The following is a 24,348-nucleotide window of genomic DNA, read 5'->3' as shown; positions in this document are numbered from 1 at the left end:
CGCTCCTACTCCGTCCCCTGCGCCGACGCTCCCCGCAGCCGCTGCGAGCGGAGCACCAGGAGCATCTCGAAGCGCTGGTCGGGGTCGTCGATCGCGTCGCCCCACAGCTCGCGGATCTGGCGCAGCCGGTAGCGCGCCGTCTGCGGGTGGATGCCGAGCCGCTGGGCCACCTCGGGCGCGCCGCCGGGCGTCTCGATCCAGGCGAGGAGGGTCTCGGCCAGCCGCCGCGCGGCGGTGGTGCCGAGGCCGTCCAGCGGCGCGAGGCAGCGGCGGGCGGCCGCGTCGATCAGCTCCCGGGACGGCAGGAGCACCAGCTCCTCCGTGCGCTCGGTGCAGTGCAGCACCTCGCCCTGCGGCAGCAGGTTCTTCTTGATCAGCTGGACCGCGGTCTCGGCCCACCGCAACGAGGTCGCCGCGGCGGCCAGCGGCACCGGCGGGCCGATCGCGCCGGACCAGCCGGCGGTGGCCCGGCGCAGGGTGTCCGCCCGGCCCGCGGTCTCCGGGTCGGGGATGACGATGCGCGGCTGCTCGCTCTCCGTCTCCAGCAGGATCCCCTGGCCCACCGCCGGGGCCACGGCCTCGCGGGCCGGGCGCATCAGCACGCCCACCGCGATGGTCTCGGGCAGCTCCCAGCCGATCCGGGCGGCCCGCTCGGCGAGCGTCCGGGCCGAGTCGCCGCGGGGCTCCATCAGGAGCAGGTCGATGAGCTGGCGCTGGAGGCGCAGCCGCTCACTGGCACGGCGGGCCGCCGCCTCGGCGTAGCCCAGGACCGACTGTTCCACGAGGCCGTCCAGATACTCGAATCCCGATTCGGCGAGCTCGTACATGGCGGGCGCGGCGATGTCGACCTGCTGGCCGATCTCGGCGAACCTGCGCCAGGTGAGGCGGACCCCGAGCCGGTAGACGGCCTGGAGCGAGTCGAGGCTGCGGCCGTGCAGCCCCTCGCCCCGGCCGAACTCCTGGAACACCTCCGGCGGCACGCGCGGGTCGGCGGCGCCGGAGGCGAGGTGGCGAACGAAGCCCTCGATGGCGCGGCGGATGCCGACCAGGGCCATCGGCTCGCCGGACTCGTCCTCGACGAGCTGGAGGTACGGGTAGTCCTGCCGGATCTCGCTGAGGATCTTCTGGGCGATCTCCGGTGCCTCGGCCAGGGCGATGGAGGCGAACCGCTCGACCTTCGACCGGGGCACCTCCTGCCAGGCGTGAGATTTCACGAGCCCGCCGGTGCGGTGTCGTAACTGATCAAGGGTGTGTTCGGCTGCTCGGGTGTGGCGTCGAGCAGGGCCACGATGCCGAAGGCGGCACCGAAGGCGAGCGCTGCGGCCACCAGGGTGGTGGCTGCGGCGGCGATGAGTCTGCGCATGATCGGGTCAGCTCCTTGCTTGGAGTCGATCCCTACTCCGTATGGCCGGGCCCCTCCGGCTGGCACACAGTGTCGACAGTGCATTGACATGCCGTCAAGGCCTTGCTTACTGTTCACGCCAATCAAGGGCTGACCGGCCCGGGGCCCGTGCACCTCCCGCGAAGAGATTCGACCCAGGAGTGCCCGGATGCGCCGCAATGCTTCACCTCTGTCACTATTTCTACTGGGTGCAGGGGTCTTTCTGCTCGTTCTCGCGCCCCTGCTCGTCTGGTATGTCCAGCCGCAGGCGAAGCGCACCCCCATAGATATCGATACGACCACGGTCTTCACCGGGACCGGCAGCTACTTCGACACCTCGAAGGTCGAGACGGTCGAGGGCAAGGAGATCACGATCACCCGCCAGGTGCGCGGGGACGTGGCCGACAGCCTCAAGAGCGGCAACGCCATATGGGACGTCTCCACCTCCGTCGACCACAGCGAGACCCTGCCCGCCTCCGACCCGCGCGACGCCCTGCAGTGGACGGTGGAGCGCTGGGTGACCGACCGGTACACCAATGAGCCGGTCCACTGCTGCGAGGAGACGCCGACCTTCGACGGCGAGGCGTACCTGAAGTTCCCCTTCGATGTCGAAAGACGTGCTTACCGCTGGTGGGACGGCACGCTCGGCGGCGTCGTCCGGCTCGACTACGCCGGCACGAAGAAGGTGCAGGGGTACGAGGGGTACCTGTTCAAGGGCACGGTCGAGCCGACCCGGACCGGCGTGCGCCAGGTGCCCGGCCTGCTCGTCGGCAAGCCCCGTACGCCGCAGATCCTCGCCGAGGAGTGGTACTCCAACAGCGGCATCGAGCTGGTCGTGGACCGGCGGACCGGGCGCATCATGAACGCGGCGATCGGCCCGAAGAAGACGCTGCGCGCGCCGGGCTCGAAGAAGGACGCCGTCACGCTGCTGGAGAGCGAGCGGGTCGAGTTCACCAAGGAGACCCAGCTCAAGCAGGTCGAGCTGGCCTCGGCGGACAGCGACCGGCTGGCGCTGCTCGGCGGCACCGCGCCGGCCGGAGCGGTCGGACTGGGTCTCGTACTCGCGGCCGTGGGCGTCGTGCTCGTCATCCGGGGGCGCCGGACGGAGCCGGAAGCCCCGAATACTCACATGATGACGAACTCGCCCACCTGAGTTACCGGCAAGTTGTCGCATCGGTGAGTAGCCGGGGGCGTAGCCGTACCGAAAACTGTCTATCCCCACCACTGCACGGCCCCCGGTCTCTCATCCCTTGTTCGCGCGCCCCACAGCCGCGTTCCCCTGTCCCGTACCCGAAACCGTTCGTCCCGCTCCCGTAGTGCCCCAGCCCCTCCCTTTTCGTCCTCGTTCTTCCTCTCCGTCCCTTCTCCGTATCTCTCAAGCCCCGCCCCGAGTCCCCCGCCCCCCGAGCCGAGTTGGAGCACCCATGCCCCAGCACGTTCCTCCCCCGCTGCTTCCCGCAGCCGCGCCGCAGGGTCAGGGCCCGGTCTCCCCCAGGATTCCCGCCTCCCCGAGACGCATCGTCTTCCTCGCCCACCGCGACCTGGGCAACCCGGCCGCGGGCGGCTCCGAGCTGCTCATCGACCAGCTCGCCCTCGGCCTCACCGAACGGGGCCACGACGTCACCCTCCTCTGCGGCGGACAGGCCGCGCGCCGGCCCTACCGGGTCGTCTCCGCCGGATCGCAGCTGGGGCACTACCTCGGCGCCCGCTCCGCGTTCGCCCGGCAGGTCGGCAGCTGCGACCTGCTGATCGAGGTCTGCAACGGCATGCCGTACCTGGCACCGCTGTGGCACCGCGGTCCGACCGTGTGCCTGGTCAACCACGTCCACACTGATCTGTGGGAGATGCGGTTCCCGGCGCCGGTGGCCCGCGCCGGGCGTCAGCTCGAACACTGGGCCCTGTCCCGGGCCTACCGGGACCATCTGATGATCGCCGTATCGCCGTCCACCGCGGGCGCCCTGCGGGAGCTGGGCGTTCCGGACGAGCGGATCCGGCTGGTGAACAACGGCGTCCAGGATCCGCTGCCGCAGAGCGAACGGTCCGCGACCCCGCTCTTCCTGGCGCTCGGCCGGCTGGTCGACTACAAGCGCATCGATCTGCTGCTCCAGCTCTGGGAGCGGGTCCGGCCGGTCACCGGCGGCCGGCTCGTGATCGTCGGCGACGGTCCCGAGCGGGAGAAGCTGGAGAAGCTCGCCGGCCCCGATGTGGAGTTCGCCGGGCATGTGTCCGAGGCGGAGAAGCACCGGCTGCTCTGCGCGTCCTGGATGCTGCTGCATCCGGCGGCCGTGGAGGGGTGGGGGCTGGTCGTCACGGAGGCCGGGACCCGGTCGACGCCGACGCTCGGCTTCGACGTGCCCGGCCTGCGCGACTCCGTCGAGGACGGCGTCACCGGCATCCTCGCCCGGGGCGAGTCGTCCTTCGCCGCGGCCTGGTGCGCGCTGGCGCTGGACGAGGAGCGCCGCGAGGCGATGGGCAAGGCGGCGCGCGAGCGGGCCGCCGCCTACCGGTGGAGCAGCAGCGTGACCCAGCTGGAGGCCGTGGCCGCCGAGGCGATCAGCGGTACGCGGTCCTGGCCGGCGGGTGCCCGCTCGTGAAAGACCCGTCCTTCCGCCGCTCCGCCGCCCTGTTCCGGGCCTTCCTCCGCGAGGCGGAGGACCCGGAGACCGTCTACACCCTGCTGGCCAGGGACGCGGCGGACCAGGTCGAACGGCACATGCCGCTGAACGGGAAGGTCGTCGCCGACATCGGCGGCGGCAACGGCTACTTCACCCGGGAGTTCCGGCGGCGCGGCGCGCAGAGTTACCTCTTCGAGCCGGACCGCGGGGAGCTGGGTGACCAGCGGCCGCGCGGGCCGCGGGACACCGTCGTCGCCGACGGCTATCTGCTGCCGCTGGCGGACGGGGTGGCCGACGTCGCCTTCTCCTCCAACGTGCTGGAGCACGTCGCGGACCCGCACACCTTTCTCAGCGAGATGGCGCGGGTCACCCGCCCCGGCGGGCTGATCTACGTCTCGTTCACCAACTGGTACTCGCCGTGGGGCGGCCACGAGTGGGCCCCCTGGCACTACGCCGGCGCCGAGCGCGCCCGCGCCCGTTACGAGCGGCGCACCGGCCATCCGGCCAAGCACCGCCTCGGCGAGAACCTCTTCAGGATCGGCGTCGGCCCGACGCTGCGCCATGTGCGGGGCCGCACCGACGTGGACATCGTGTCCGCCCGGTCGCGGTACTGGCCCATCCTGCCCGAACTTGTTACCCGGGTGCCCGGACTGCGGGAATTCGCCACCTGGAACCTCCTTCTCATTCTCCGGCGGTGTTCATGACCAGCGCAGTCCACCTCCCAGCCCACCAGGCCCCGGACGGCGGCGATCCACCGCCTGCCAGACCGGTCGACGACGAGGCGCCCCGTTCGCGGCGCTGGCTGCTGGGTTTCTGGGCCACGGCGTTCGTGGCGTTCCTGGCGGTGTCGCCGGGACGCATGACGTTCGACACCAAGCTCGGCGTCGTCGTGGATCCCGGGCGGTTCCTCGGCGACCTGGGCGAGCTGTGGCACAGCCGGTCCGGCTTCGGCGGGATCACCGACCAGTACATCGGCTACCTGGTGCCGATGCTGCCGTACTACGGCTTGGCCGACCTGCTGCGGGTGCCGACCTGGCTGGCGGAGCGGCTCTGGCTCTCGCTGATCGTGGCGACCGCCTTCTGGGGTGTGCTGCGGCTGGCGGAGCGGCTGCGTGTGGGCTCCTCGGCCACCCGGCTGCTCGGTGCCGTCGTGTACGCGCTCTGGCCGACGTACACCATCGTGGTCGGCTCGACCTCGGCCGCCGCCCTGCCCGGCGCGCTGCTGCCGTGGGTGCTGCTGCCGCTGACGAACCCGCGCCTCGCGCCGCGCATCGCCGCGGCCCGCTCCGCGCTGCTGATCCCGCTGATGGGCGGCGTGAACGCGGCGTCCACGCTGGCCTCGCTGCTGCCGATCGGCCTCTACCTGCTCACCCGGCCCGCCGGCCCGCGCAAGCGGGCGCTGCTGCTGTGGTGGATCCCGGGCGTGATCCTCGCGACCTTCTGGTGGATCGTCCCGCTGCTGCTGCTGGGCACCTTCGGTGAGAACTTCATGCCGTACGTGGAGTCCTCGCACACCACCACGACGACCATGTCGGCGGTCGAGCTGCTGCGCGGCGCCGGCAACTGGGTCGGCTATCTGAACTTCGGCGAGGCATGGCTGCCCGCCGGCTGGACCGTCGCCACCGCGACCGTCACCATCCTGGGCTCGGCGCTCGCCGCCGCCCTGGGCCTGGCCGGTCTGGCCCGGCGCGATCTGCCCGAGCGCCGCTGGCTGGTGCTGACCGTGCTGTCCGTCGCGCTGGTCACGCTCGCCGGGTACGGCGGTGCGCTCGGCGGTCTCTTCCACGGGACCGTGCAGGAGTGGCTGGACACCTGGCTGGTGCCGTTCCGGAACATCTACAAGTTCCAGACCGGTCTGGCCCTGGCTCTGGCGCTCGGCCTGGCGCACATCGCCGCCGTGGCCGCGCTGCGGTCCGGCCGCGACGAGCGGGTGCCGGTGCGGGCGCGCCGGCTGGCTCCGGTGATCGCCGCCGTCCTCGTGCTGCCGGGTCTGGCCTGGCCGTACGTCAACGGGTCGATCCTGCAGCCGGGTTCGTTCAAGGAGATCCCGGACCACTGGTCGAAGGCCGCGGGCTGGCTGAAGGAGAACTCGCCGGACGACCGGGCCCTCGTGGTCCCGGCCACCGCGCACGGCATCTACACCTGGGGCTCGACCATCGACCAGCCGCTCGACGTGCTGGCCGACACGCCGTACGCCCAGCGCGACTACGTTCCGTTCGGCACACCGGGCAACCGGCGGGCGATGGACGCGGTCGAGCAGGCGCTGACCTCCGGCGGCCAGGTGCCCGGGCTGAGCGAGTACCTCAACCGGGCCGGGCTGCACTACGTCGTGGTCCGCAACGACCTGGACCCGGACCAGCTGGGATACGTCCCGACCACCACGGTCAAGCGCACGCTGGAGGCCTCCGGATACAAGAGGGTCACCGGCTTCGGACCCGTCATGACCGGCGGCCGTATAGCCGACGGCACACCGGTGCAGATCGAGGGCCTCTTCCCGCGCCAGGAGGCGGTGGAGATCTACGAGCCGCCGAACGGCACCGAGCGTCCCGGGCGGGCGACCATCGCCCCTGTCTCCGCGACCGCCGTCGTCAGCGGCGGCCCGGAGTCGCTGCTCCCGCTCTCCGCGAGCGGTTCCCTGGAGGGCCGGCCCACCGTGCTCGCCGGGGACGCCCACCCGGGCGTCGGCAAGCCGTCGCTCTACGCGGCGGGCGACGGACTGCGCCGCGCCGACACCCGGTTCGGCCTGGTCAACACCAACACGTCGCACACCTACACGGCCGACGAGCGCAACGCGCCGGAGTCGGAGCAGGACCCGGGCGCCTCACCGCGCCAGATCCTGCCGACCGAGGGCAAGGAGCACCAGACCACGGCGGTGCTGCGCGGCGCGAAGTCGGTGACCGCGTCGTCCATCGGCAACTGGCTGTTCCATCTGCCGCAGTACGACCCGGCCAACGCCTTCGACGGCAACCCGGACACCGCCTGGGCCGAGGGCTCGGCCGCCTCGCCGAAGGACGAGTGGGTCCGGATCGACTTCTCCGGTACGCAGGAGATCCCGGGCTCGTTGCAGCTCACCCCGCTGCCGAGCAACGGGGTGCGGGCGGCGGCGACGGAGGTGCGGGTCGAGACGGACCGCGGCTCCAAGGACAGCCCGGTCCGCCCCGACGGCTCGCCGCAGGAGGTGGCCGCGCCCGCCGGGCCGGCCTCCTGGCTGAAGGTGACGATCCTCAAGTCCCAGCAGGGGCGCCCGGGTCTCACCGGCGCCGGGTTCACCGACATCGCCATCCCCGGCGTGCAGGTGACCCGGATGCTGGAGCTGCCGTCCGACGCTCCGCGTGAGGGGGCCGACGCGTCGGTCTACTCGCTGAAGCGCGGCAGCGACCCGGGCGGGCTCTCGGCGGTCGCCGCCGAGACCGGGCTGCACCGCCAGTTCACGGCCGGCCAGGCCGGTCCGTACAAGGTCGCCGCGAGCGCGGTGCCCGTTCCGGGCGAGGCGCTGGACAAGCTGCTGTTCGACCTGACGGGCGAGCGCGAGAAGATCCTGGTGAGCGCCGACTCGACGGCGAGTCTGGGTACGAACCTCAGTGCCCGCAACCTGACGGACGGCGACCTCACCACCGCGTGGATCGCCGGCGACCGTCCCGTGCTCCGGCTGTCCTGGCCGGCGAAGACCCAGGTCGGCGAGATCGTGTTCGCGGCGGCCGGCGGGATCTCCACCCGGCCCGAGCAGGTGCAGATCAGCTCGCCGGACGGCACGGCGGTCGCGGCGGTGGACGAGAACGGCATGGCCCGCTTCTCGCCCATCACCACCGACCGGATGGACATCACCATCTCGCGCACGGCACCGCTCACCGTCCACAACCCGTTCGCCGGCGACCAGTTGCAGCTGCCGGTCGGGCTGAGCGAGGTCTACATCCCCGCGCTGGACGCGTTCCGTTCGCCGCAGCCCGACCCGGCGCAGAAGTTCAGCCTGCCCTGCGGTCAGGGGCCGGTCCTCTCCATCGGCGGCACGCTCATGGAGACCAAGGCCGAGGGCCGGGTCAGGGACCTGACCGAGCGCCGTCCCATCGCGGTCTCGCTCTGCTCCGAGCGGTCCGAGGTGGAGCTGGGCGCGTCGACCCACACCGTGGAGGCCGGTGACGCCGGTCCGCTCGCCATCACCGACGTCACGCTCTCGACCGGCGAGACGAAGGCTCCGGCGGCCACCGCCCGGACGGTCGACGTGGAGCAGAACGACGGCGACCGCCGCACGCTGACGGTCGGCGCCGGCGAGGCCTCGTACCTCCAGCTCCACGAGAACCACAACAAGGGCTGGAAGGCCACGCTGAACGGCAAGGAGCTGACGCCGCTGCGGATCGACGGCTGGCAGCAGGCGTGGCTGGTCCCTGAAGGCGAGGGCGGCACGGTGACCCTGGAGTACGAGCCCGCGCTGATCTACCGGGCCGGGCTGATCGGTGCCGGGGTGATGTTCCTGGTGCTGGTGGGGCTGGCCCTCTTCCGGCGCAAGAGCTCCGCTCCGGCACAGGAGGCGTACGAGCGTGAGGAGCGGGCCGTCCCGCCGGCTCCCGGGCTGATCCTCGGCACCGTGGCGCTGACCCTGGTCGGCATCGTGATCGCGGGGCCGCTCGCCCTGGTGGTGCCCGTGCTCGCCGTACTGGCCCACTTCCGCCCGTCGTCGCTGGCACCGGTCGCCTTCGCGTCGATGGCAGCGGCCGGAGTGGTCGTGGCCGTCTCCACCGGCGAGTACACCGCGGTCGGGGAGGGCGCCTTCGGCCCGACGGCTCAACTCCTCGCGCTGATCGCTCTGTTCGCCGCGCTGGTGACGGTCGGGTCCGCCCCGGTCCGGGGCAGGCGACGGGCCGGCCGGTCCACCGAGCCGACGGCGGCCGCCGACGGAGGCGATGGTCCGGCGACGGTCCCGCAGCAGGCGGTGCCACCGTCCGGCCGGACCCTCTCAGCCGACGCCAAGCGGCCGCACACCGATCCGCCCGCGCGCGGTCCGGGCGGCCCGACGGCTCCGCCCGGCAGTGGAGGAACCAGCGGATGACCGCCACACACCCCGCCCGGCCGTTCGCGGCCGGGCGGCTGCCCCGCATTCCGTTCCCCGTCGTGGACGAGGTGGACCGGCACTGCGCACAGGAGGCCGAGCCCAGCACCGTACACATCGAGGTGCGGCTGCCCGGCCGGCTGGAGGAGGACCGGCTGCGTGCCGCGTTCGCCGAGTCGCTGGCCCGGCACCCACGGGCGCTGATGCGGGAGCGGCCGCGCTCCGCGTTCGCCCGGCGGTACGAATGGGAGCTGACGGACGGCCCGGACCGGGACCCGGTCAGCTTCCCGCCGGTCGCGCCCGGGGCTCTCGACCGGGTGCGGGCGGCGTCGCTCGCCGCCGCACCGCCGCTCACCGTCTCTCCTCCACTGCGGGTCACCGTGGTGGAGGAGCCGGACCGGGAGGGGTGTGCGCTGGTGCTGACCGTGCACCACACCGCACTCGACGGGCCCGCCTGTCTGCGGCTGGCGGCCACCGCCGCAGAGATCTACAGCGGGCGCACCACTCCCCCGCCGACCGCCCCGGCCCGCCCGGCACCCGCACCGGTGTCCCCCCGATCCCGGCCGGCCGCCCTCGCGCGGCCGGCCCGGGTGGCGGCGGGCACGCCGGGCGCGGTGCCCGGCAACGCGCAGCTGCTGGTCGAACTCCCGGTGCCCCGCCGGGAGTCCGGCGCGCCCTACACGGTGAACGACCAGCTGATGGTGGCCACCGCCCTGACGGTGGCCGAGTGGAACCGGCGGCAGGGTGCGGCCGAGCGGCCGCTGCGGATCACCATGCCGGTCGACGACCGCAGCCGGGGTCCGGAGATGCCCATCGGCAACGGCACCCGGCTGGTCGAGGTCGGTTTCGACGCGGCGGAGGTGGCGTCCGGCACGGACATTCCCGCGCTGCTGCGCCTCACCGCCGAGCGCACCCGCGCGTTGAAGGCGCAGCCGCGACCTCAACTGGGGCGTTCGGTCTCGCTGTTGACCACTCCGCTGCTGCCGGTCGCCGCGCGTGCGGCGTACACGCGGGGGCTGCGGGTGCTGGCGGGGCCGTGGACCTCGACGACCCTGCTGAGCAACATCGGCCGCATCCCGTACCCGTTGGACTTCGGCGACGCGGGGAAGGCCACCGCCGTGTGGTTCTCCGCGCCCGCCCGGATGCCACGGGGACTGACATTCACCACCGCGTCCACGGGGGGCCGGCTGCATCTGGCCCTGCGCTGGTCGCGGACCCTGCTGGGCGACGAGGACGGCGAGGCGCTGCTCGGCCTGTTCACCCGGCATCTGGCCGCGACATCCTCGGAGACCGTATGACCGACACCGTCTCTCCCCCTCCCGGGCTGCGGGACTTCTACGAGAACCCGGCCGTCCCCGTCGCGTCCGGCGACGGGCGCAGCCGGCGTCAGGCACGGCTGCTGGCCGACGCCCTGCGCCGGCGGACCGGCCAGGTCATCGTGGACGTCGGATGCGGTGACGGGACGGCCGCCGCCACCGCCGCGCCGCTCCTCACCGGCCACCGGCTGATCGGCGTCGACTGGTCGCAGGACGCGCTGCGCCGGGCCCGGCCCCGGATGGGTTCGGTGGTCCGGGGCGAGCTGGAGCACGGCGGGCTGCCGCTCGCCGACGGGTGCGCGGACGCGGTGCTCTTCAGCGAGATCCTGGAGCACCTCGTCGACCCGGACCAGGCTCTGGACGAGCTGCGGAGGATCCTGAAGCCCGGCGGCCATCTGATGCTGTCCACACCGAACCTGGCCGCCTGGTACAACAGGGCGCTGCTGCTGGCCGGGGTGCAGCCGGTGTTCTCCGAGGTCAGCCTGCGCGGGATCCACGGCCGGCCGGGCTCGGAGGTGGTGGGCCATCTGCGGCTCTACACCGCCCGCGCGCTGCGCTCCTTCCTGACCGCCTCCGGCTTCGAGGACGTGAGGATCACCGGCGCGCCCTTCCACGGGGTGCCGCGTCCGCTGCGGCTGGTGGACAGGGCGGTGTGCGCGGTGCCGGGCGCGGCGTCCATCCTGCTGGCCCACGCGCGGCGGCGATAGCGCGATGTGGTGGGGTGTGGGGGCCGCGCTGGTGGCCAACCTGCTGTACAGCGTGGGGTTCGTGGTGGAGAAGCGGGCTCTGGGCAACCTGCCCGCGCTCTCCGCCGGCAAGCCGCTGCGCGTGATCCTCGTCCTGCTGACCAGTCCGCTGTGGATCCTGGGCGGGCTGTCGCTGGCGGCCGGTTTCGCGGCGCAGCTGATCGTCTACCGCGCGCTGCCGATCGCGGCGGCGCAGGGCATCTTCGTCTCCGGCCTGGTGCTGCTGCTCCTGCTCTCGTCGACGGTGCTCGGCGAGGAGTCGACCGGGCGCGAACGCTATGCGCTGGGCGGTGTGCTGCTGGCGCTGCTGATGGTCGTCGCCTCGGTGCGCGAGGGCGAGGACCAGGTGGGCTCGGGCGCCCCCTGGATGCTGGTGCTCCTGGTCTGCGTCCCGGCGCTGGCGGCGGGCGTCTGGCTCTACGTACGGGTGGAGAGCCGGGCGAACAAGCGCCACCGGGTGCCGACCAGCGGGATCGGTTACGGGGTGGCGGTCGGGCTGCTGTACGGCGTCAGCTCGCTGGCGGTGAAGGGCACCTCCAGCAGGCTGACCACCACCGACATCGGCGAGGCGGCCCGTTCGCTGTTCGGCTCGCCGTACCCGTATCTCCTGCTCTTCACCGCCGTGGCCGGTCTCGTGATGTCCCAGACGGCGCTGCAGCGCTGCCGGGCCTCGCTGATCGTGCCCGTGTGCACCACGGTGACCTGTCTGTTCACCGCGGTCCTCGGGACGCTCGCCTTCGGCGAGTCGCTGCCCGACGATCCGCTGCTGCTGACGCTGCGGCTGGCCGGCACCGCGCTGGCCCTCACCGTCCTGCTCGCCATGCCCCGCCACGACCCTCCTCCGGCGGCGGCCCCGTCCTGACCCTCCGACCACCCGCAACCGTCTCCTCCGTCCCCCACCCCTGCAACCGAGGGAGCCTCATGAACGCCGACGACCCGCTGCTCGCCATCCTGGCCTGCCCGCTCGACAAGGGCCCGCTCGCCCTGCTGACCGACGAGGAGGCGCTGTACAACCCGCGGCTGCGCCTGAGCTACCCCATCCTGGACGGCATCCCGCAGCTGCTGCCCTCCTCGGGACGCAAGGTGGAGGCCGACGCGCACGAGAGATACCTCGCGCACCTGAAGGCCTCGGCCGCATGACCACGTTCGCCGCGGCTGTGGCGTCCCGGCTTCCCACGGGCCTGGTCGGCGCCGCCGCCGTCGCCCTCTATCCGCGCTTCGAGCCGGAGCTGCGCCGGCTCGAAGACTTCTGCCCGCGCGGCACGGTCGCCGTGGACATCGGCGGCTGGTACGGGCCCTGGTCGCGCCGGCTCGCCAAGCGGTGCGCCCAGGTCGTCACCGTGGAGCCCGTGCCGCACCTGGCCGGGCATCTGCGCCGTACGCTGCCGTCGAACGTGCGGGTGGTGCAGGGCGCGGCGACCGACCGCGTCGGCCCGCCGGTCCGGCTCTGGCTGCCGGAAGGCGACGACGGCGACCGCGGGGTCTCCTCGCTGGAGCGCCGGGACATCCACGCGCACAGCGTCGAGGTGGAGTCGCTCACCATCGACAGCCTGGACCTGCACGGCGTCGGCTTCGTGAAGATGGACGTCGACGGCGCGGAGGTGGCCGCGCTGCGCGGGGCGGCGGAGCTGCTGCGGCGGGACCGTCCGGCGCTCCTCGTCGAGCTGGAGAGCCGCCTCGGCCCGATCGCTCCGGCGGTCGACCTGCTCACCGGCCAGGGGTACGCGGGGTGGATCCTCACCGGGCGGCGGTGGATGCCGCTGGCCGGGTTCGACCTGCCGGCCCACCAGGCGCGGACGGAACACCTGGTCCACCAGGGCCTGTTGCGCCGCGCGTCGGTGCCGCACCGCACCCGGTACATCAACTCGGTCCTGTTCCTTCCCGAAGGGCGCGGGCCGGGCTCCGGTACGGCCTGAGCCGATCCGTCGGCGCGACCGGCGCTGACCGGGAGGTTGCGGGGCAGGTGAGGGGGGAGCCGGGTGGCCGTCCTCGTCCGGGGCGGCCGCACGGTGAACCACCGAGACCGCCGCATACGTGCGCGGCGGCCGACCCCGAGGAGTTCCGCCGTGATCGAGAGCGCAGACATCCGCGAGTGGCGTACGCGTGACGTCGTCGACCCCGACGGGCGCCGGATCGGTTCCCTGGAGTCCGTGTACGTCGACACGGCGACGGACCTGCCCGCGTTCGCCACCGTGCTGACGGGCCTGCCGACCCGCCACCGGCTGGTCTTCGTCCCGCTGGCGGAGGCCGTGGTCGGCCCGGACTACCTGAAGGTCGCGCACGCCAAGGCGAAGGTGAAGGACGGCCCGTCGATCGGTACGGACGACGTCCTGCCCGCCGAGGACGAACCGGCGCTCTTCGCGTACTTCGGTCTGCCGTACCTGCCTCCGGCCGACGGTGTCCGCGTCCTGGCCCGCCGCTGACCATCTCTCGCCATGCGGATAACCTCTTCCGCATGACGGATGACTGGCAGGACTCTGAGGTGCGGACCGAGACGCGGCACGCCCGTGCGCTGGATCCGATCCACGCCGCGACGGACCGCTTCCTCGGGACCGTCGCGGCGCTCACGGAGGCCGACGCGGCCGGCCCCACCCTGATCCCGCCGTGGACGCGCGGCCATGTGATCACCCATACGGCCCGGGCCGCCGACAGCCTCTGCCGGCTGCTGGCCTGGGCCCGCACCGGGGTGGAGACCGCGCAGTACGCGAGCATGGACGCCCGCGCGGCGGAGATCGAGGCGGGCGCGGGCCGCACGGTCGCGGAGCTGCTGGCCGACACCGCCGAGAGCGCCGCACGGTTCGACGAGGCCGTACGGTCCCTGCCGGCGGACGCCTGGCAGCGCCCGGTCCGTATGCGCACCGGCGAACCGCGCACCCCCGCCGAGCTGGTGATGACGCGGCTGCGGGAGCTCGAAGTGCACCACGCCGACCTGGCCGCCGGATACACCTTCGCCGATGTTCCGCCCGAGGCCGCCCGCTGGATCATCGACGACATCGTCGCGGCCCAGCGGCGGCGTTCCGGCGTGCCGCCGCTGCGCATCGAGGCGACCGACACCGGTCTCGTCCATGAGCTGGGCAGCGGCGGTCCGACCGTCGGCGGTCCGCAGGCCGATCTCCTCGGCTGGCTGACCGGCCGGACCGGCGGCTCCGGCCTGACCTCATCGGACGGCGGTACGGTGCCCGCCGCCCCGTACTGGATCTGACGGGCCCGGGATCTGACGGTACTTCGGGCTCCCCCAGGAGTTGAAGTCGATACCGCCCTCGGTGGGCAGGTAGTAGAGGTACGCGTACCGGGTGGCGTACATCAGGTGGAGCGAGGCCCAGGCGGTGAAGACGCCACCCAGCGCGATGGCCGCGGCGGCGTGGCTGAGGTCGGAGTCGGTGGTCAGGAGCAGCACCACGATGCCGACCAGCCCGCAGAGGGCGGCCGCGACGACGACCAGCTCTTCGAGGACGGGCTTGAACTCCTCGCGGCGGACGTTGTGGTGGGTGGTGGCCGCGTCCATGGGCCAGAGCGCGATCCAGCCGGCGATGACGAAGATCGTCTCGGCGGCGGCGATTCCGGCGAGGACGCCGAGCGGGGCGTGGGTCAGCAGACCGGTGACCACTCCGGCGACGATTCCGAGGAGCGCCGCGACGACGAGCCGGGGGACGGCGGAGAGGACGGGGCGGCCGGGCAGCGGGCTCAAGCGGGATCACCTCGGCGGATCGGCGGATCGACTCCCGTACGACCGCCATCCCACTCCCCCGGACCGCCCTCCGCACCCCGCCGCAGGCCGAGTGGCGTACGGGGACACCGCCCGGGCGCGCCGAGTGCTCAACCGCCGCCCTGCCCGACGGCCGCAACGCCGGCGCCATCTCGACGGCTGTCCGGGTGACCATCGCGCCCTCCACCTGAACAGCGCGCATTTCCGGCCTTCAGGGGCGCACCACACCAGACCGGGCACGTTTTCTGAGGATTGCTCATTTACTGGCCGGTAGAGATCTATGCGACGCAGGTCACACACCTCTACCGTCGGGGCAGCGCTCCGGGTCCCGCCGATGCCGGCGAGCCGCCGACCGGGCTCCGGGGTCCCGCACGTCTCCCGCCCCAGGAGGTCCGATGCCCCCGTCCCCCACACCCCGCCACCCCCGTAGCAAGCTCTCCGCCCTCGCACTCGCCGCCGCGCTGGGAGCCGTGACGCTCGGCGCCCCCGCCCCCGCATCGGCCTCACCGGCCGCCACGGCAGCCACCGCCGCACCCGAGGCGGACTACCTCGTCGGGCGCGGCATCGCCGACGTCACCGGTGAGGCCGCCGAGACCGGGATGATGGGCTACTCCAGCTTCGACCAGAAGACGTCCGGCATCCATCAGCGCCAGCGGTCACGCGCGTACGTCGTGGCCGACCGGGCGACCGGCAAGCGCGTGGTCTACGTCAACGCGGACCTCGCGATGATCTTCCAGTCCGTACGGCAGGGCGTCCTGGCCCGCCTCCAGGAGCGGTACGGCAGCCTGTACGGCGAGGAGAACGTCCTCCTCTCCGCCACCCATACCCACTCCGGCCCCGGCGGCTACGCGCACCACGTGGCGTACAACCTCTCCGTGCTCGGCTTCCAGAACGGCACGTACCGGGCGATCGTCGACGGCATCGCCGAGTCCGTCGCCAAGGCCCACGACGACCTGAAGCCCGGCACCATCAGCCTCGGCACCGGCACCCTCACCAACGCCAGCGTCAACCGCTCCCGCGAGGCCTTCGACCGCAATCCGGCGGCCGACCGCGCGGCCTTCCCGGACGGCATCGACCCGGCGATGACCGTGCTGCGGTTCCGGCAGGGCGGCAAGGACGCGGGCGCGATCAGCTGGTTCGCCACCCACAACACCTCGATCACCAACAAGAACACCCTCATCAGCCCCGACAACAAGGGCTATGCCGCCTACGCGTGGGAGCACGACCACGAAGGCGTGCGCTACCTCGACAACACCCCTGGTTTCGTCGCCGCGTTCCCCAACACCAACGCCGGTGACATGTCCCCGAACCTCAACCTCAAGCCCGGATCGGGGCCCACCGAGGACGAGTTCGAGAACACGCGCATCATCGGTGAGCGCCAGCTGGACAAGGCCCGCGAGGTGTACGCCGGCGCGCGGCCGGTCACCGGCGGGGTCGATGCCCGCCTCACGTACGTGGACATGGAGAACGTCACCGTACGCGGGCAGTACACGAGCGACGGCAAGGAGCAGCGCACCTGTCCGGCCGTCGTGGGCGCCTCCACCCTGGCGGGCAGTGTGGAGGACGGCCCGGCGATCCCCGGCTTCGAGGAGGGCATGCGCACGCCGGTGGCCTCCATCATCGACGCGCTGCGCATCGACACCCCGTCCTGGCTCGCGACCTGCCAGTACCCGAAGGCGAGCCTGATCCCGACGGGCCTGCTGAGCAACGTCCACCCGGTCACGCCGAAGATCCTGCCGCTCCAGATCATGCGCATCGGCGAGCTGTACCTGGTGGCGGGGCCGGGCGAGTTCACGATCACGGCCGGGCTCCGGGTCCGCCGGACGGTGGCGCAGGAGCTCGGGGTACCGCTGGAGCGGGTGCTGCTCCAGGGGTACGCCAACGCGTACAGCCAGTACGTGACGACGCCGGAGGAGTACGACACGCAGAACTACGAGGGCGGCTCCACGCTCTACGGCCGCAACACGCTCCCGGCCTACCAGCAGGAGTTCGCGCGGGTCGCGGCCTCCCTGCGCCAGGGCACCGCGCTCGACCGGGGCACGCTGCCGCCGGACGAGTCGGCCCGGCAGTTCACGTTCCAGACGGGCGTCGTCTACGACAACCCGCCGCTCGGCAAGTCGTACGGCTCGGTCCTGACCGCACCGGCCTCCTCGTACGCGCGCGGCTCCACCGCGACCGTCGAGTTCGCCACCGGACACCCGAAGAACAACGTGCGCCGGGGCGGGACCTTCCTGGAGGTGCAGCGCCTGGAGGCCGGGAAGTGGGTGCGGGTGCTGGACGACGGTGACTGGGAGACCAGGTACCGCTGGACCCGGATCAACGGTCTGACCGGTACGTCGAAGGCCACGGTCACCTGGGACATCGGGCCGGACACCGTCCCCGGCACGTACCGGATCGTGCACCACGGGGACGCGAAGAACCTGCTGGGGAAGATCACCCCGTTCACGGGCACGTCCCCGGCGTTCACCGTGACCGGGTAGCGGGGGTGGGCGGGGTCCCGGCCGCCGGAACCCCGCCACCAAGCCTGTTCGTACAGGAGATGCCGTACCCGGGCGCCGGGTCCATGCTGGGGGCATGGGTGACCAGCCCGGCCCTGAGCCCTCCGTGTCCGTCCAGCGGGACCTCCGGTTGCTGGAGGCCGCCGGGGCACACCCGGCGGGTGCGCCCGCCGGACAGCTGGCCCGCGAGGCCGAGCTGCCGCCGGGTATGGCCGAGGGCCATCTGCGCGCACTCGCCGAGGACGGCTACCTCAGCGAACTGGACGACGGTGCGTTCGCCCCGGCCGGCCGGGGCCCGTCGCCGGGTGCCGGAGCCGGTCCCGCGCCATGGACGCAGAGCATCCGCCCGCTCCTGACCTCGCTGCGCGACGGCCTCTCCGCCGCCGCCTACCTGACGCTGTACGACGAGGGAGAGATCCGGGTCCTCCAGATCGTCGACAGCCCGCGGGCGCCCCGCGTCGACCTCTCAGTCGGCTTCGAGGACGCCGGACACGCCACCGCGCTCGGCAAGAGCGTGCTGGGCGGGCTGGACGAGGAGGCCCGCGCCAACTATCTCTCCCGCCACCCGCCGGCCGCCCTCACGTCTCACACCATCACGCGCCGCGAGGAGCTGCTCCGGGAGCTGGAGTCGCCGCCGATGGCACCGCTGGCCCGGGACCGGGAGGAGTACCGGCGGGGCACGACCTGTGTCGCCGTACGCGTGTACTGCGGCGACCAGGTCGGCTCGCTCGGCATCTCCTTCCGGTCCGACCGGATGTACCGGACCAGCGAGGTCCGGGCCCAGCTGCTGTCGTCGGCGCTGCGCGTCACCCGGAGGCTGACGATCCCGGAGTGACGCGAGCCGGCTACTCGGCCATCTCGTACGCGCCCGAGAGCGACTCCACGCGCTCCCAGATCCGCGCCGACCGCTCACCGTCGACGACGGGACGCCGTACGGCACCGAGCGCCCACTCCTGCTGTGCCTCCGTGGCCGAGTCCTTGCCGTGCAGCTCGACGGCGTGCGCCGAGAAGTCGCGTACGAGAACGGCGAACAGCTCGTCCAGCAGGTTCTCGTCCAGGCCGGTCAGCCGGGCCTGCTCCAGGATCAGCTGGCCGTGGACGACGAGGGCGAAGAGCTGGCCGACGGCGAGGAGGAGGTCCAGGTCGCGGCTCTGCTCCTCGTCGGGCGCGGCGGTCTCCACGAAGGCGCAGAGCGCGTCGGCCTGTTCGCGGAAGCGGGCGACGTTGGCCACCTCGGCGTATACGTCGAAGGCCGGGCGCCAGTCGTGGAACCGTACGGCGCCGAGACCGCGCGCCGGTCCCTGCCGGAAGAGGAAGTCGTCGTCGGCCGCGTCCAGGCGGGAGGGGACGGCCGGGTACTCCGCCGGGTTCAGCAGGTGGTTCCGCATGAACTTCAGGATCAGGGCGAGGTTGACGTGCACCGTGCCCTCCAGCTTCGGCAGGCCCCGGATCTCGATCGCGGCCTGGGCGAAGTAGTTGTCCTTCTCGAAGCCCTTGGCGGCGATGACGTCCCACATCAGGTCGATGACCTTCTCGCCCTCCGTGGTCACCTTCATCTTCGTCATCGGGTTGAAGAGGAGGTAGCGGCGGTCGTCGGGCCCGGCGGAGCGGAAGTAGTCGACGGCGCGGTCGCTGAACAGCTTCATCCCGACGAGCCGGACGTAGGCGTCGGTCAGCTCGCGGCGCACGTGCGGGAAGGCGGTGACGGGCCGGCCGTAGAGGATGCGGTTGCTCGCGTGGGTGACGGCCTCGTACATCGCGTGCTCGCAGATGCCGATCGAGGCGGTGCAGAGGTTGAACTTGCCGACGTTGACGGTGTTCAGCGCGGCGTCGAACGCGGCGCGGCCGGTGTGCAGGATGTCGGCGGGCGCCACCGGGTAGTTCTCCAGGCGGAACTCGCTGACGAACTTGGAGGAGTCGACGACGTTCTTGACAAGGTGATACGCCTCGTGGCGGCTGTCGGCGGCGAAGAAGACATAGCCGTCGGGGCCCTCGACGTCGGTGCGGCGGCCGAAGACGGAGACGAGACCGGCGGCGTTGCCGTTGCCGATGTAGTACTTGGAGCCGGAGGCCAGGAAGCCGCCGTCGCCGGACGGCTCCAGCAGCATGTCGGTGGAGTAGATGTCGGCGCCGTGCGTCTTCTCGGAGAGGCCGAACGCGAACACCTCACCCTGGGAGAGGAGTTCGGCCGCCCGCGCGCGGGCCTCGGCGTTCTCGCTCTGCCAGACCGGTCCGAGGCCGAGGATGGTCACCTGCCAGGCGTACCAGTAGTCGAGCCCGTAGAACCCGAAGATCTCGTTGAGCGCGGCGATCCGGGCGGTGTCCCAGCGCCGGTCCTCGTTCCCGGCGGCGGAGGCCGGGGTGAGGAAGGTGGCGAAGAGGCCTTCCTCCGCGGAGAACGCGAGGAAGTCGCCCAGCCAGGCGCGGGAGCGGTAGTCCTCGATCAGCCGGCGCTTGCCGCGCTCCTCGAACCAGTCGACGGTGGCGCGCAGCAGCCTGCGGGTCTCCGGGTCGAAGTGCTGCGGGTCGTAGGTGCGCGGGTTGAAGAGGAGGGACGCGGACTCAGCCATGGAGGGTTGCCTTCCGGGAGGGAGGGTGAGGGTTCTGTCGGTGGTGCGGGGGTGGCGGCCGGCGTCGTCAGGCGCCGGAGCCCGCCGGTGGACCGGTGAGCCGGTGGAGGGTGTCGAGGACGTCGTCGAGCCAGGCGATCGTCATGCGCTCGTACGCGATGCCGCCGCGCAGCACGACGTGCTGGAGCTCCTGGCCCGCGTCCGGGGCCGCGGGCGCCTCGGGTCCGGTGAAGTCGCGCGCCTCCCCCGCCAGGTAGTGGGCGAGGCGGTCGCGGTGGGCCTGGCGGTGGCGCTCGACCTCGCGGACCAGGGCCGCCGGGTCGTCGAAGGCGGCGCCGCGGATCTTGACGGCGAGGTCGTGCCTCAGGCTCTCGGGCTCGATCGGCTTGTGCAGCCACTCGGCGAGGGTGGCGCGGCCGGGTCCGGCGACGGAGTACTCCTTCTTGTCCGGCCGGCCCTGCTGCTCGACCGCGCGGACGGTGAGCCGGCCGTCAGCCTCCATCCGGGCCAGGACGCGGTAGATCTGCTGGTGGCTGGCGGTCCAGAAGTAGCCGATGGACCGCTCGAACCGCCGGGCCAGCTCATAGCCGGAGCCGGGTTTCTCCAGCAGGGAGACGAGGATCGCGTGTTCGAGCGCCATACCGCGATCCTTCTATGCAACTCGTTGCATAGACAAGTCACCGGGACCGGTTGAGACACGGGTCACCCGGCCTCCGCCGCGCGCGGGCCGCGGGGACAATGGGCTCAGCGCCCCACCACCCGCTTGCCGTACCAGGAGAGCCACCGCCTTGTCCCAGCACACCGCCCACGCCGACCATCCCGGCCTCCAGGCCGACTGCGGGAACTGCTTCGGCCTGTGCTGCGTGGCGCTGCCCTTCGCCCGCTCGTCGGACTTCGCCGCGGACAAGGCCGCCGGCACCCCGTGCTCCAACCTCCAGGAGGACTTCGGCTGCGGCATCCATGAGCGGCTGCGCGACAGCGGCTACCAGGGCTGCACGGTGTTCGACTGCTTCGGGGCCGGCCAGAAGGTCTCCCAGGTCACCTTCGGCGGCCGCAGCTGGGTTACGGATCCGGGTTCGGCCCGCACGATGTACGAGGTCTTCCCCGTGGTGCGGCAGTTGCACGAGCTGCTCCGCTACACCGCAGAGGCCCTGGACCTGCCGGCGGCCAAGGCGGCCCACCGCGACCTGCGCGCCGCCTACGACCGGCTGGACGCACTGACCCGGGAGAGCGCCGGGACGCTCCTCGCACTCGACGTCCCGGCCCTCCGCTCCGAGGTGAACGCCCACCTCCTGCGCGCCGGCGACCTCGCCCGCGCCGCCGTCCCCGGCAGGAAGAAGAACCACCGGGGCGCCGACCTCTTCAACGCCCGGCTGCGCGGCGCGAAGCTGCGTGGAGCCACCCTGCGCGGCGCCTGCCTGATCGCGGCCGACCTCTCCGGCGCCGATCTGCGCGACGCCGACCTGATCGGCGCGGACCTGCGCGACGCGAACCTGTCCGGCGCCGACCTGACCGGCGCCCTCTTCCTCACCCAGCCGCAGCTGAACGCAGCCCGGGGCGACGTGGCCACCAGGATCCCGGGCGGCCTGCGGCGCCCGGTCCACTGGGCCGCCTGAGCACCGGCCCCCCGCCGCGGCGTCCGGTTCAGGCCAGGTTGCGCGGAACCGTCTCGTTCCGGGTGCGGGAGAAGACCCGGCAGCCGGCCTCGTGGACGGTGAGCAGGGCCGGCTGCTCGCCGACGCACCGCATCCGGCCGGCTGACACGGGGTGCCGCCCGCCGCCCGACGGCACTTCACCCCCGGGGCTGGATCCGCGCCTCGGGAGGTGTCTCGCCCGTGATGCTGGCGATCAGTTCGGCGCAGAGCACCCGGAGTTTGACGTTGCGGTGCTGGGACGCCGTGCGCAGGACCTCGAAGGCCTTCTCGGGGGTGCAGCGCTGCTGGCCGACGACCACGCCGATCGCCTGGTCGATGACCGTACGCGACTGGAGCGCGGCCTCCAGATCGGCGGCGAACTCCTCGGTGTCGGCGATGCGCTGGGCCAGGGCGATGGCGCCGGTGGCCTGGGCGGTGAGCAGCCGCAGGGCCGTCAGGTCGGCGTGCTCGAAGGCGCCCGGGACCGGCGCGTACAGGTTGAGGGCTCCGGCGGTGTGGCTGTGCGGGGCGATGGGCAGCGACAGCGAGGACCGGGCGCCGCAGACCGCTGCGTAGGCGGGGTAGTCGGCCCAGCGGCTCTCCCGGAGCGTGTCGGGCACGCTGACCTCCAGGCCGGTGCGCATCGCCTGGAGACACGGGCCGTCGTCCTGCCCGTACTGGGCCTCGTCCAGCTTGGTGGCGGAGGCTCCGGCACTGGAGACGGTGACGGGCCGGCCCTGCCGCTGCACCGTGATGCCGCATCCGTCGGCCGTCTCCACCAGGGCCAGGGCGCTGCGGGCGAGTGCCTGGAGGAACTCGTCCAGCGATTTCGTCTCCAGGAGCAGCGCGGTCGTGTCCGGCGCCGCAGCCACGGGCCTGTCAGTCATGATCATCTCGTTCTGGGCGGTGACCCGCCTTCCGAAAGGGCGGGGCAGAGCTGGCGCGGCGCAGTCCAAGGCCGCTGGGACAGGGCAACCTCCACCGGCGCACCGGTGCCTGAGACGGGCTCCGGGCGTGCGACGGGGGTGGTCAGACGTGGGTGGGCGAGAGCCCTGCGAGGGCGGGCGCGCCACCGGCCGCTGCCACGGGACTGCTGATGGTTCTGCGGCGCCGGGTCGCGGGCGGGCGACTTCGGGCGGCGGCCGGGGCGGGCGTACACGCGGTGCGCGGAGCACCGGCGGCGGGGGCCACGGCGGCAGGACTACGACGGAGAGAGCGGTTCACGGAAACTCCACGGAGGCAGGAAGAAATCTCAAGGGCCGCTTCCTGACCTCCAGCGCTTCATTATGCCCTCTCGGCCGCCACGGTCGGCGCGGCGTCGCGAAGCGCGGGCCGACGCGACCGGAAAGTGCCGCCGGGCGTACGGGGTCTGACGCCGTGTGCCGTGGGCGCTGTGCGCCGTCAGCCCTTGCCGGGGAAGCGTGGGACGGATGTGTCGGCGTACGGTCCGACCGCGCGGGCCATGGGCGGGGCCGGGTCCGGCGGGGCGATGCGCCGCTCCAGCCGCGCCAGCAGCCCTTCCCTGCGAGGCGCGTCGGCGCCCGGTCGGCATCCACGGCTGCGCAGTTCGGCGCCTTGGAGGGTGTACGCCACCCGCAGGGTCCGGTTGAGCGCCGCGGCGCTCAGGACCTCACGGGTCGTCTCGTATCTGGCCACCACCGCGATCGACACGCCGCGTTGGCCGGCCTCACCGCGCACACGCAGCAGTACGCCGAGGGCGCGCGGGGTGAGCAGGGGGGTGACGACGTCCACGATGACCGTGCTCGGACCGCAGCAGGGCAGCAGTGTCAGCAGTTCCTGTTCGATCGCCGACTCGTTGTCGAGGTCGACGACGTCGCACAACTCGACGACGAGGTGGGACTCGTCCAGGCGGTAACTCAGCAGAGGCATCGTGTACTCCGTGGAAGCAGGCCAAAAGGAGGGCCGCTTCCTGACCCATGATTCTGCGCATGCCCCGGCTCGCGCCCCCGACACCCCTCGGCGCGCGGTTCTTTGTCACGCGCGCGTCGGCCGACCGGTCCGCGAGGGGCTCCCGACGCCGTTTCCCGTATCGTGCCATGCTGGCTGCAAGGGCTCCGGCCCGGAAAGGGGAGCGACCATGACCGACGCCCTCACGCCCGGAACGCCCGACCTCGTCTCCCTCCTCCTGGACAGCGACACGCTGGACGAGTTCCTCCAGGTGCTGGCGGAGAGCGCTTTGGTCCAGGCGCCGGGCGCCGATGGCTGCGGTATCACCCTGGAGCGGCAGCACCGGCCCCTGACCGTGGTCAGCGCCGGGATCAGCGCGCCGCCGCTGGACGAGGCGCAGTACGGGCAGGACGACGGCCCCTGCCTCGAAGCCCTGCGCGAGGGGCACGAGGTCAGCGTGGTCGACATGCGGGCGGAGAGCCGGTGGAACGGCTATCCGGCCTTCGCCGTCGCCGCCGGGACGATGTCGTCCTTCTCGCTGCCGATCGCCGCGCACTCCCATACCGCCGGCGCGCTCAATCTGTACTCGCCCAAGGTGAACGGCTTCGAGGAGGCCGATCTCGGCGGTCTGCGCGACCTGGCCGCCCAGGCGACCGGTGCGATCGCGCTGGCCCAGCGGCTCTCCGACACGCAGACCTTCACTGCGGACCTCCAGGCCGCCCTGAAGTCACGCACGGTGATCGACCAGGCGGCGGGCATCATCATGAACCAGCGCCGCTGCACCGCCGAAGAGGCGCTGGCGACCCTGCGCAGCGCGTCGCAGCACCGCAACGTCAAGCTGCGCGACCTCTGCGCGCAGCTCGTCGGATCCATCTCGGGAAGCATGCCGCCGGGCGGGCCCCGGTTGCGTCCCCGCCCCTGAGGCCCGTA

22 protein-coding genes are annotated in these 24,348 nt (G+C 72.6%); 15 read left to right on the top strand and 7 right to left on the bottom strand.

Annotated features, from left to right (window positions below; all coding sequences use genetic code 11):
• Positions 1–5: 5 nt before the first annotated feature.
• Positions 6–1,214, bottom strand: a complete 1,209-nt coding sequence (locus ACIRR8_RS31200) for a helix-turn-helix domain-containing protein (RefSeq protein WP_404071148.1) — start codon at positions 1,212–1,214, stop codon at positions 6–8.
• Complete coding sequence (locus ACIRR8_RS31195) at positions 1,211–1,363, bottom strand: hypothetical protein (RefSeq protein WP_356750899.1); 153 nt, start codon at positions 1,361–1,363, stop codon at positions 1,211–1,213. The genes ACIRR8_RS31200 and ACIRR8_RS31195 overlap by 4 nt, the downstream gene beginning before the upstream one ends.
• A gap of 187 nt (positions 1,364–1,550) precedes the next feature.
• Here ACIRR8_RS31195 and ACIRR8_RS31190 point away from each other — a divergent pair, with 187 nt between their 5' ends.
• The 11 genes from ACIRR8_RS31190 to ACIRR8_RS31140 all read left to right on the top strand — a co-directional run bounded on the left by ACIRR8_RS31190 (position 1,551) and on the right by ACIRR8_RS31140 (position 14,304).
• The gene (locus tag ACIRR8_RS31190; RefSeq protein ID WP_404071146.1) at positions 1,551–2,534 is read left to right on the top strand and encodes a DUF3068 domain-containing protein; all 984 of its coding nucleotides are present in this window, start codon (positions 1,551–1,553) and stop codon (positions 2,532–2,534) included.
• 271 nt (positions 2,535–2,805) lie between these two features.
• A complete protein-coding gene (locus tag ACIRR8_RS31185) occupies positions 2,806–3,975 on the top strand; it encodes a glycosyltransferase family 4 protein (RefSeq protein WP_404071144.1) in 1,170 nt (389 codons plus the stop codon).
• The gene (locus ACIRR8_RS31180) at positions 3,972–4,700 is read left to right on the top strand and encodes a class I SAM-dependent methyltransferase (RefSeq protein WP_404071142.1); all 729 of its coding nucleotides are present in this window, start codon (positions 3,972–3,974) and stop codon (positions 4,698–4,700) included. The genes ACIRR8_RS31185 and ACIRR8_RS31180 overlap by 4 nt, the downstream gene beginning before the upstream one ends.
• A complete protein-coding gene (locus ACIRR8_RS31175; RefSeq protein ID WP_404071140.1) occupies positions 4,697–9,040 on the top strand; it encodes an alpha-(1->3)-arabinofuranosyltransferase family protein in 4,344 nt (1,447 codons plus the stop codon). The genes ACIRR8_RS31180 and ACIRR8_RS31175 overlap by 4 nt, the downstream gene beginning before the upstream one ends.
• Complete coding sequence (locus ACIRR8_RS31170) at positions 9,037–10,338, top strand: condensation protein (RefSeq protein WP_404071138.1); 1,302 nt, start codon at positions 9,037–9,039, stop codon at positions 10,336–10,338. Before ACIRR8_RS31175 ends, ACIRR8_RS31170 begins: the two co-directional genes overlap by 4 nt.
• Entirely contained in the window at positions 10,335–11,063 is a 729-nt protein-coding gene (locus ACIRR8_RS31165) for a class I SAM-dependent methyltransferase (protein WP_404071136.1), read from the top strand. Before ACIRR8_RS31170 ends, ACIRR8_RS31165 begins: the two co-directional genes overlap by 4 nt.
• A 4-nt stretch (positions 11,064–11,067) precedes the next feature.
• Positions 11,068–11,964 (top strand): hypothetical protein, encoded by an 897-nt coding sequence (locus ACIRR8_RS31160; protein ID WP_404071134.1) that lies wholly within the window; start codon positions 11,068–11,070, stop codon positions 11,962–11,964.
• A 59-nt stretch (positions 11,965–12,023) separates the two neighbouring features.
• Positions 12,024–12,242, top strand: coding sequence for a Trm112 family protein (locus ACIRR8_RS31155; RefSeq protein WP_356750915.1), 219 nt, complete (start codon positions 12,024–12,026; stop codon positions 12,240–12,242).
• A complete protein-coding gene (locus ACIRR8_RS31150; RefSeq protein ID WP_404071132.1) occupies positions 12,239–13,018 on the top strand; it encodes an FkbM family methyltransferase in 780 nt (259 codons plus the stop codon). Before ACIRR8_RS31155 ends, ACIRR8_RS31150 begins: the two co-directional genes overlap by 4 nt.
• A 150-nt stretch (positions 13,019–13,168) precedes the next feature.
• A complete protein-coding gene (locus ACIRR8_RS31145) occupies positions 13,169–13,525 on the top strand; it encodes a PRC-barrel domain-containing protein (RefSeq protein WP_404071130.1) in 357 nt (118 codons plus the stop codon).
• Between the two features lie 32 nt (positions 13,526–13,557).
• Positions 13,558–14,304 (top strand): maleylpyruvate isomerase family mycothiol-dependent enzyme, encoded by a 747-nt coding sequence (locus tag ACIRR8_RS31140; protein ID WP_404071128.1) that lies wholly within the window; start codon positions 13,558–13,560, stop codon positions 14,302–14,304.
• Here the strand turns inward: ACIRR8_RS31140 and ACIRR8_RS31135 are convergent.
• Positions 14,260–14,790, bottom strand: coding sequence for a DUF1345 domain-containing protein (locus ACIRR8_RS31135; protein ID WP_404071126.1), 531 nt, complete (start codon positions 14,788–14,790; stop codon positions 14,260–14,262). The genes ACIRR8_RS31140 and ACIRR8_RS31135 overlap by 45 nt on opposite strands.
• A gap of 413 nt (positions 14,791–15,203) precedes the next feature.
• On the opposite strand from ACIRR8_RS31135, the gene ACIRR8_RS31130 reads away from it, so the two are divergent.
• Positions 15,204–17,288, top strand: a complete 2,085-nt coding sequence (locus ACIRR8_RS31130) for a neutral/alkaline ceramidase (protein WP_404071125.1) — start codon at positions 15,204–15,206, stop codon at positions 17,286–17,288.
• A 94-nt stretch (positions 17,289–17,382) separates the two neighbouring features.
• Entirely contained in the window at positions 17,383–18,141 is a 759-nt protein-coding gene (locus ACIRR8_RS31125; protein ID WP_404071123.1) for an IclR family transcriptional regulator C-terminal domain-containing protein, read from the top strand.
• Between the two features lie 10 nt (positions 18,142–18,151).
• Here ACIRR8_RS31125 and ACIRR8_RS31120 read toward each other — a convergent pair whose 3' ends face one another.
• Both ACIRR8_RS31120 and ACIRR8_RS31115 read right to left on the bottom strand, forming a co-directional pair.
• Entirely contained in the window at positions 18,152–19,876 is a 1,725-nt protein-coding gene (locus ACIRR8_RS31120; RefSeq protein WP_404071121.1) for an acyl-CoA dehydrogenase family protein, read from the bottom strand.
• 67 nt (positions 19,877–19,943) lie between these two features.
• On the bottom strand, positions 19,944–20,516 hold the full coding sequence (locus ACIRR8_RS31115) for a PadR family transcriptional regulator (protein ID WP_404071119.1): 573 nt from the start codon (positions 20,514–20,516) through the stop codon (positions 19,944–19,946).
• Between the two features lie 148 nt (positions 20,517–20,664).
• Here ACIRR8_RS31115 and ACIRR8_RS31110 point away from each other — a divergent pair, with 148 nt between their 5' ends.
• Positions 20,665–21,492 carry a pentapeptide repeat-containing protein gene (locus ACIRR8_RS31110; protein ID WP_404071117.1) on the top strand — a complete coding sequence of 276 codons (828 nt, stop codon included), beginning with the start codon at positions 20,665–20,667 and terminating at the stop codon, positions 21,490–21,492.
• A 176-nt stretch (positions 21,493–21,668) separates the two neighbouring features.
• Here the strand turns inward: ACIRR8_RS31110 and ACIRR8_RS31105 are convergent, their stop codons facing one another.
• Together ACIRR8_RS31105 and ACIRR8_RS31100 are read right to left on the bottom strand one after the other, a co-directional pair.
• The gene (locus ACIRR8_RS31105) at positions 21,669–22,397 is read right to left on the bottom strand and encodes a GAF and ANTAR domain-containing protein (RefSeq protein WP_404071115.1); all 729 of its coding nucleotides are present in this window, start codon (positions 22,395–22,397) and stop codon (positions 21,669–21,671) included.
• Between the two features lie 514 nt (positions 22,398–22,911).
• Complete coding sequence (locus tag ACIRR8_RS31100) at positions 22,912–23,400, bottom strand: anti-sigma factor antagonist (protein WP_404071113.1); 489 nt, start codon at positions 23,398–23,400, stop codon at positions 22,912–22,914.
• A 208-nt stretch (positions 23,401–23,608) separates the two neighbouring features.
• On the opposite strand from ACIRR8_RS31100, the gene ACIRR8_RS31095 reads away from it, so the two are divergent.
• Positions 23,609–24,340 (top strand): ANTAR domain-containing protein, encoded by a 732-nt coding sequence (locus ACIRR8_RS31095; protein ID WP_404071111.1) that lies wholly within the window; start codon positions 23,609–23,611, stop codon positions 24,338–24,340.
• The last annotated feature ends 8 nt before the right edge of the window (positions 24,341–24,348 follow it).

Origin of the sequence: Streptomyces sp. NPDC101178, assembly GCF_044767965.1 — a bacterium.
In the GTDB taxonomy this organism is placed as follows: Bacteria; Actinomycetota; Actinomycetes; order Streptomycetales; family Streptomycetaceae; genus Streptomyces.
The sequence above is the reverse complement of the archived record's forward strand: the minus strand, read 5'-3'. Positions and strand labels throughout refer to the sequence as shown.

Bases quoted from the DNA above. Each gene is read 5' to 3' on its own strand.
- ACIRR8_RS31195 (WP_356750899.1), bottom strand. From the start codon at position 1,363: ATGCGCAGACTCATCGCCGCCGCAGCCACCACCCTGGTGGCCGCAGCG.
- ACIRR8_RS31190 (WP_404071146.1), top strand. From the start codon at position 1,551: ATGCGCCGCAATGCTTCACCTCTGTCACTATTTCTACTGGGTGCAGGG.
- ACIRR8_RS31185 (WP_404071144.1), top strand. From the start codon at position 2,806: ATGCCCCAGCACGTTCCTCCCCCGCTGCTTCCCGCAGCCGCGCCGCAG.
- ACIRR8_RS31175 (WP_404071140.1), top strand. From the start codon at position 4,697: ATGACCAGCGCAGTCCACCTCCCAGCCCACCAGGCCCCGGACGGCGGC.
- ACIRR8_RS31170 (WP_404071138.1), top strand. From the start codon at position 9,037: ATGACCGCCACACACCCCGCCCGGCCGTTCGCGGCCGGGCGGCTGCCC.
- ACIRR8_RS31165 (WP_404071136.1), top strand. From the start codon at position 10,335: ATGACCGACACCGTCTCTCCCCCTCCCGGGCTGCGGGACTTCTACGAG.
- ACIRR8_RS31160 (WP_404071134.1), top strand. From the start codon at position 11,068: ATGTGGTGGGGTGTGGGGGCCGCGCTGGTGGCCAACCTGCTGTACAGC.
- ACIRR8_RS31155 (WP_356750915.1), top strand. From the start codon at position 12,024: ATGAACGCCGACGACCCGCTGCTCGCCATCCTGGCCTGCCCGCTCGAC.
- ACIRR8_RS31150 (WP_404071132.1), top strand. From the start codon at position 12,239: ATGACCACGTTCGCCGCGGCTGTGGCGTCCCGGCTTCCCACGGGCCTG.
- ACIRR8_RS31140 (WP_404071128.1), top strand. From the start codon at position 13,558: ATGACGGATGACTGGCAGGACTCTGAGGTGCGGACCGAGACGCGGCAC.
- ACIRR8_RS31130 (WP_404071125.1), top strand. From the start codon at position 15,204: ATGCCCCCGTCCCCCACACCCCGCCACCCCCGTAGCAAGCTCTCCGCC.
- ACIRR8_RS31125 (WP_404071123.1), top strand. From the start codon at position 17,383: ATGGGTGACCAGCCCGGCCCTGAGCCCTCCGTGTCCGTCCAGCGGGAC.
- ACIRR8_RS31120 (WP_404071121.1), bottom strand. From the start codon at position 19,876: ATGGCTGAGTCCGCGTCCCTCCTCTTCAACCCGCGCACCTACGACCCG.
- ACIRR8_RS31115 (WP_404071119.1), bottom strand. From the start codon at position 20,516: ATGGCGCTCGAACACGCGATCCTCGTCTCCCTGCTGGAGAAACCCGGC.
- ACIRR8_RS31105 (WP_404071115.1), bottom strand. From the start codon at position 22,397: ATGACTGACAGGCCCGTGGCTGCGGCGCCGGACACGACCGCGCTGCTC.
- ACIRR8_RS31100 (WP_404071113.1), bottom strand. From the start codon at position 23,400: ATGCCTCTGCTGAGTTACCGCCTGGACGAGTCCCACCTCGTCGTCGAG.
- ACIRR8_RS31095 (WP_404071111.1), top strand. From the start codon at position 23,609: ATGACCGACGCCCTCACGCCCGGAACGCCCGACCTCGTCTCCCTCCTC.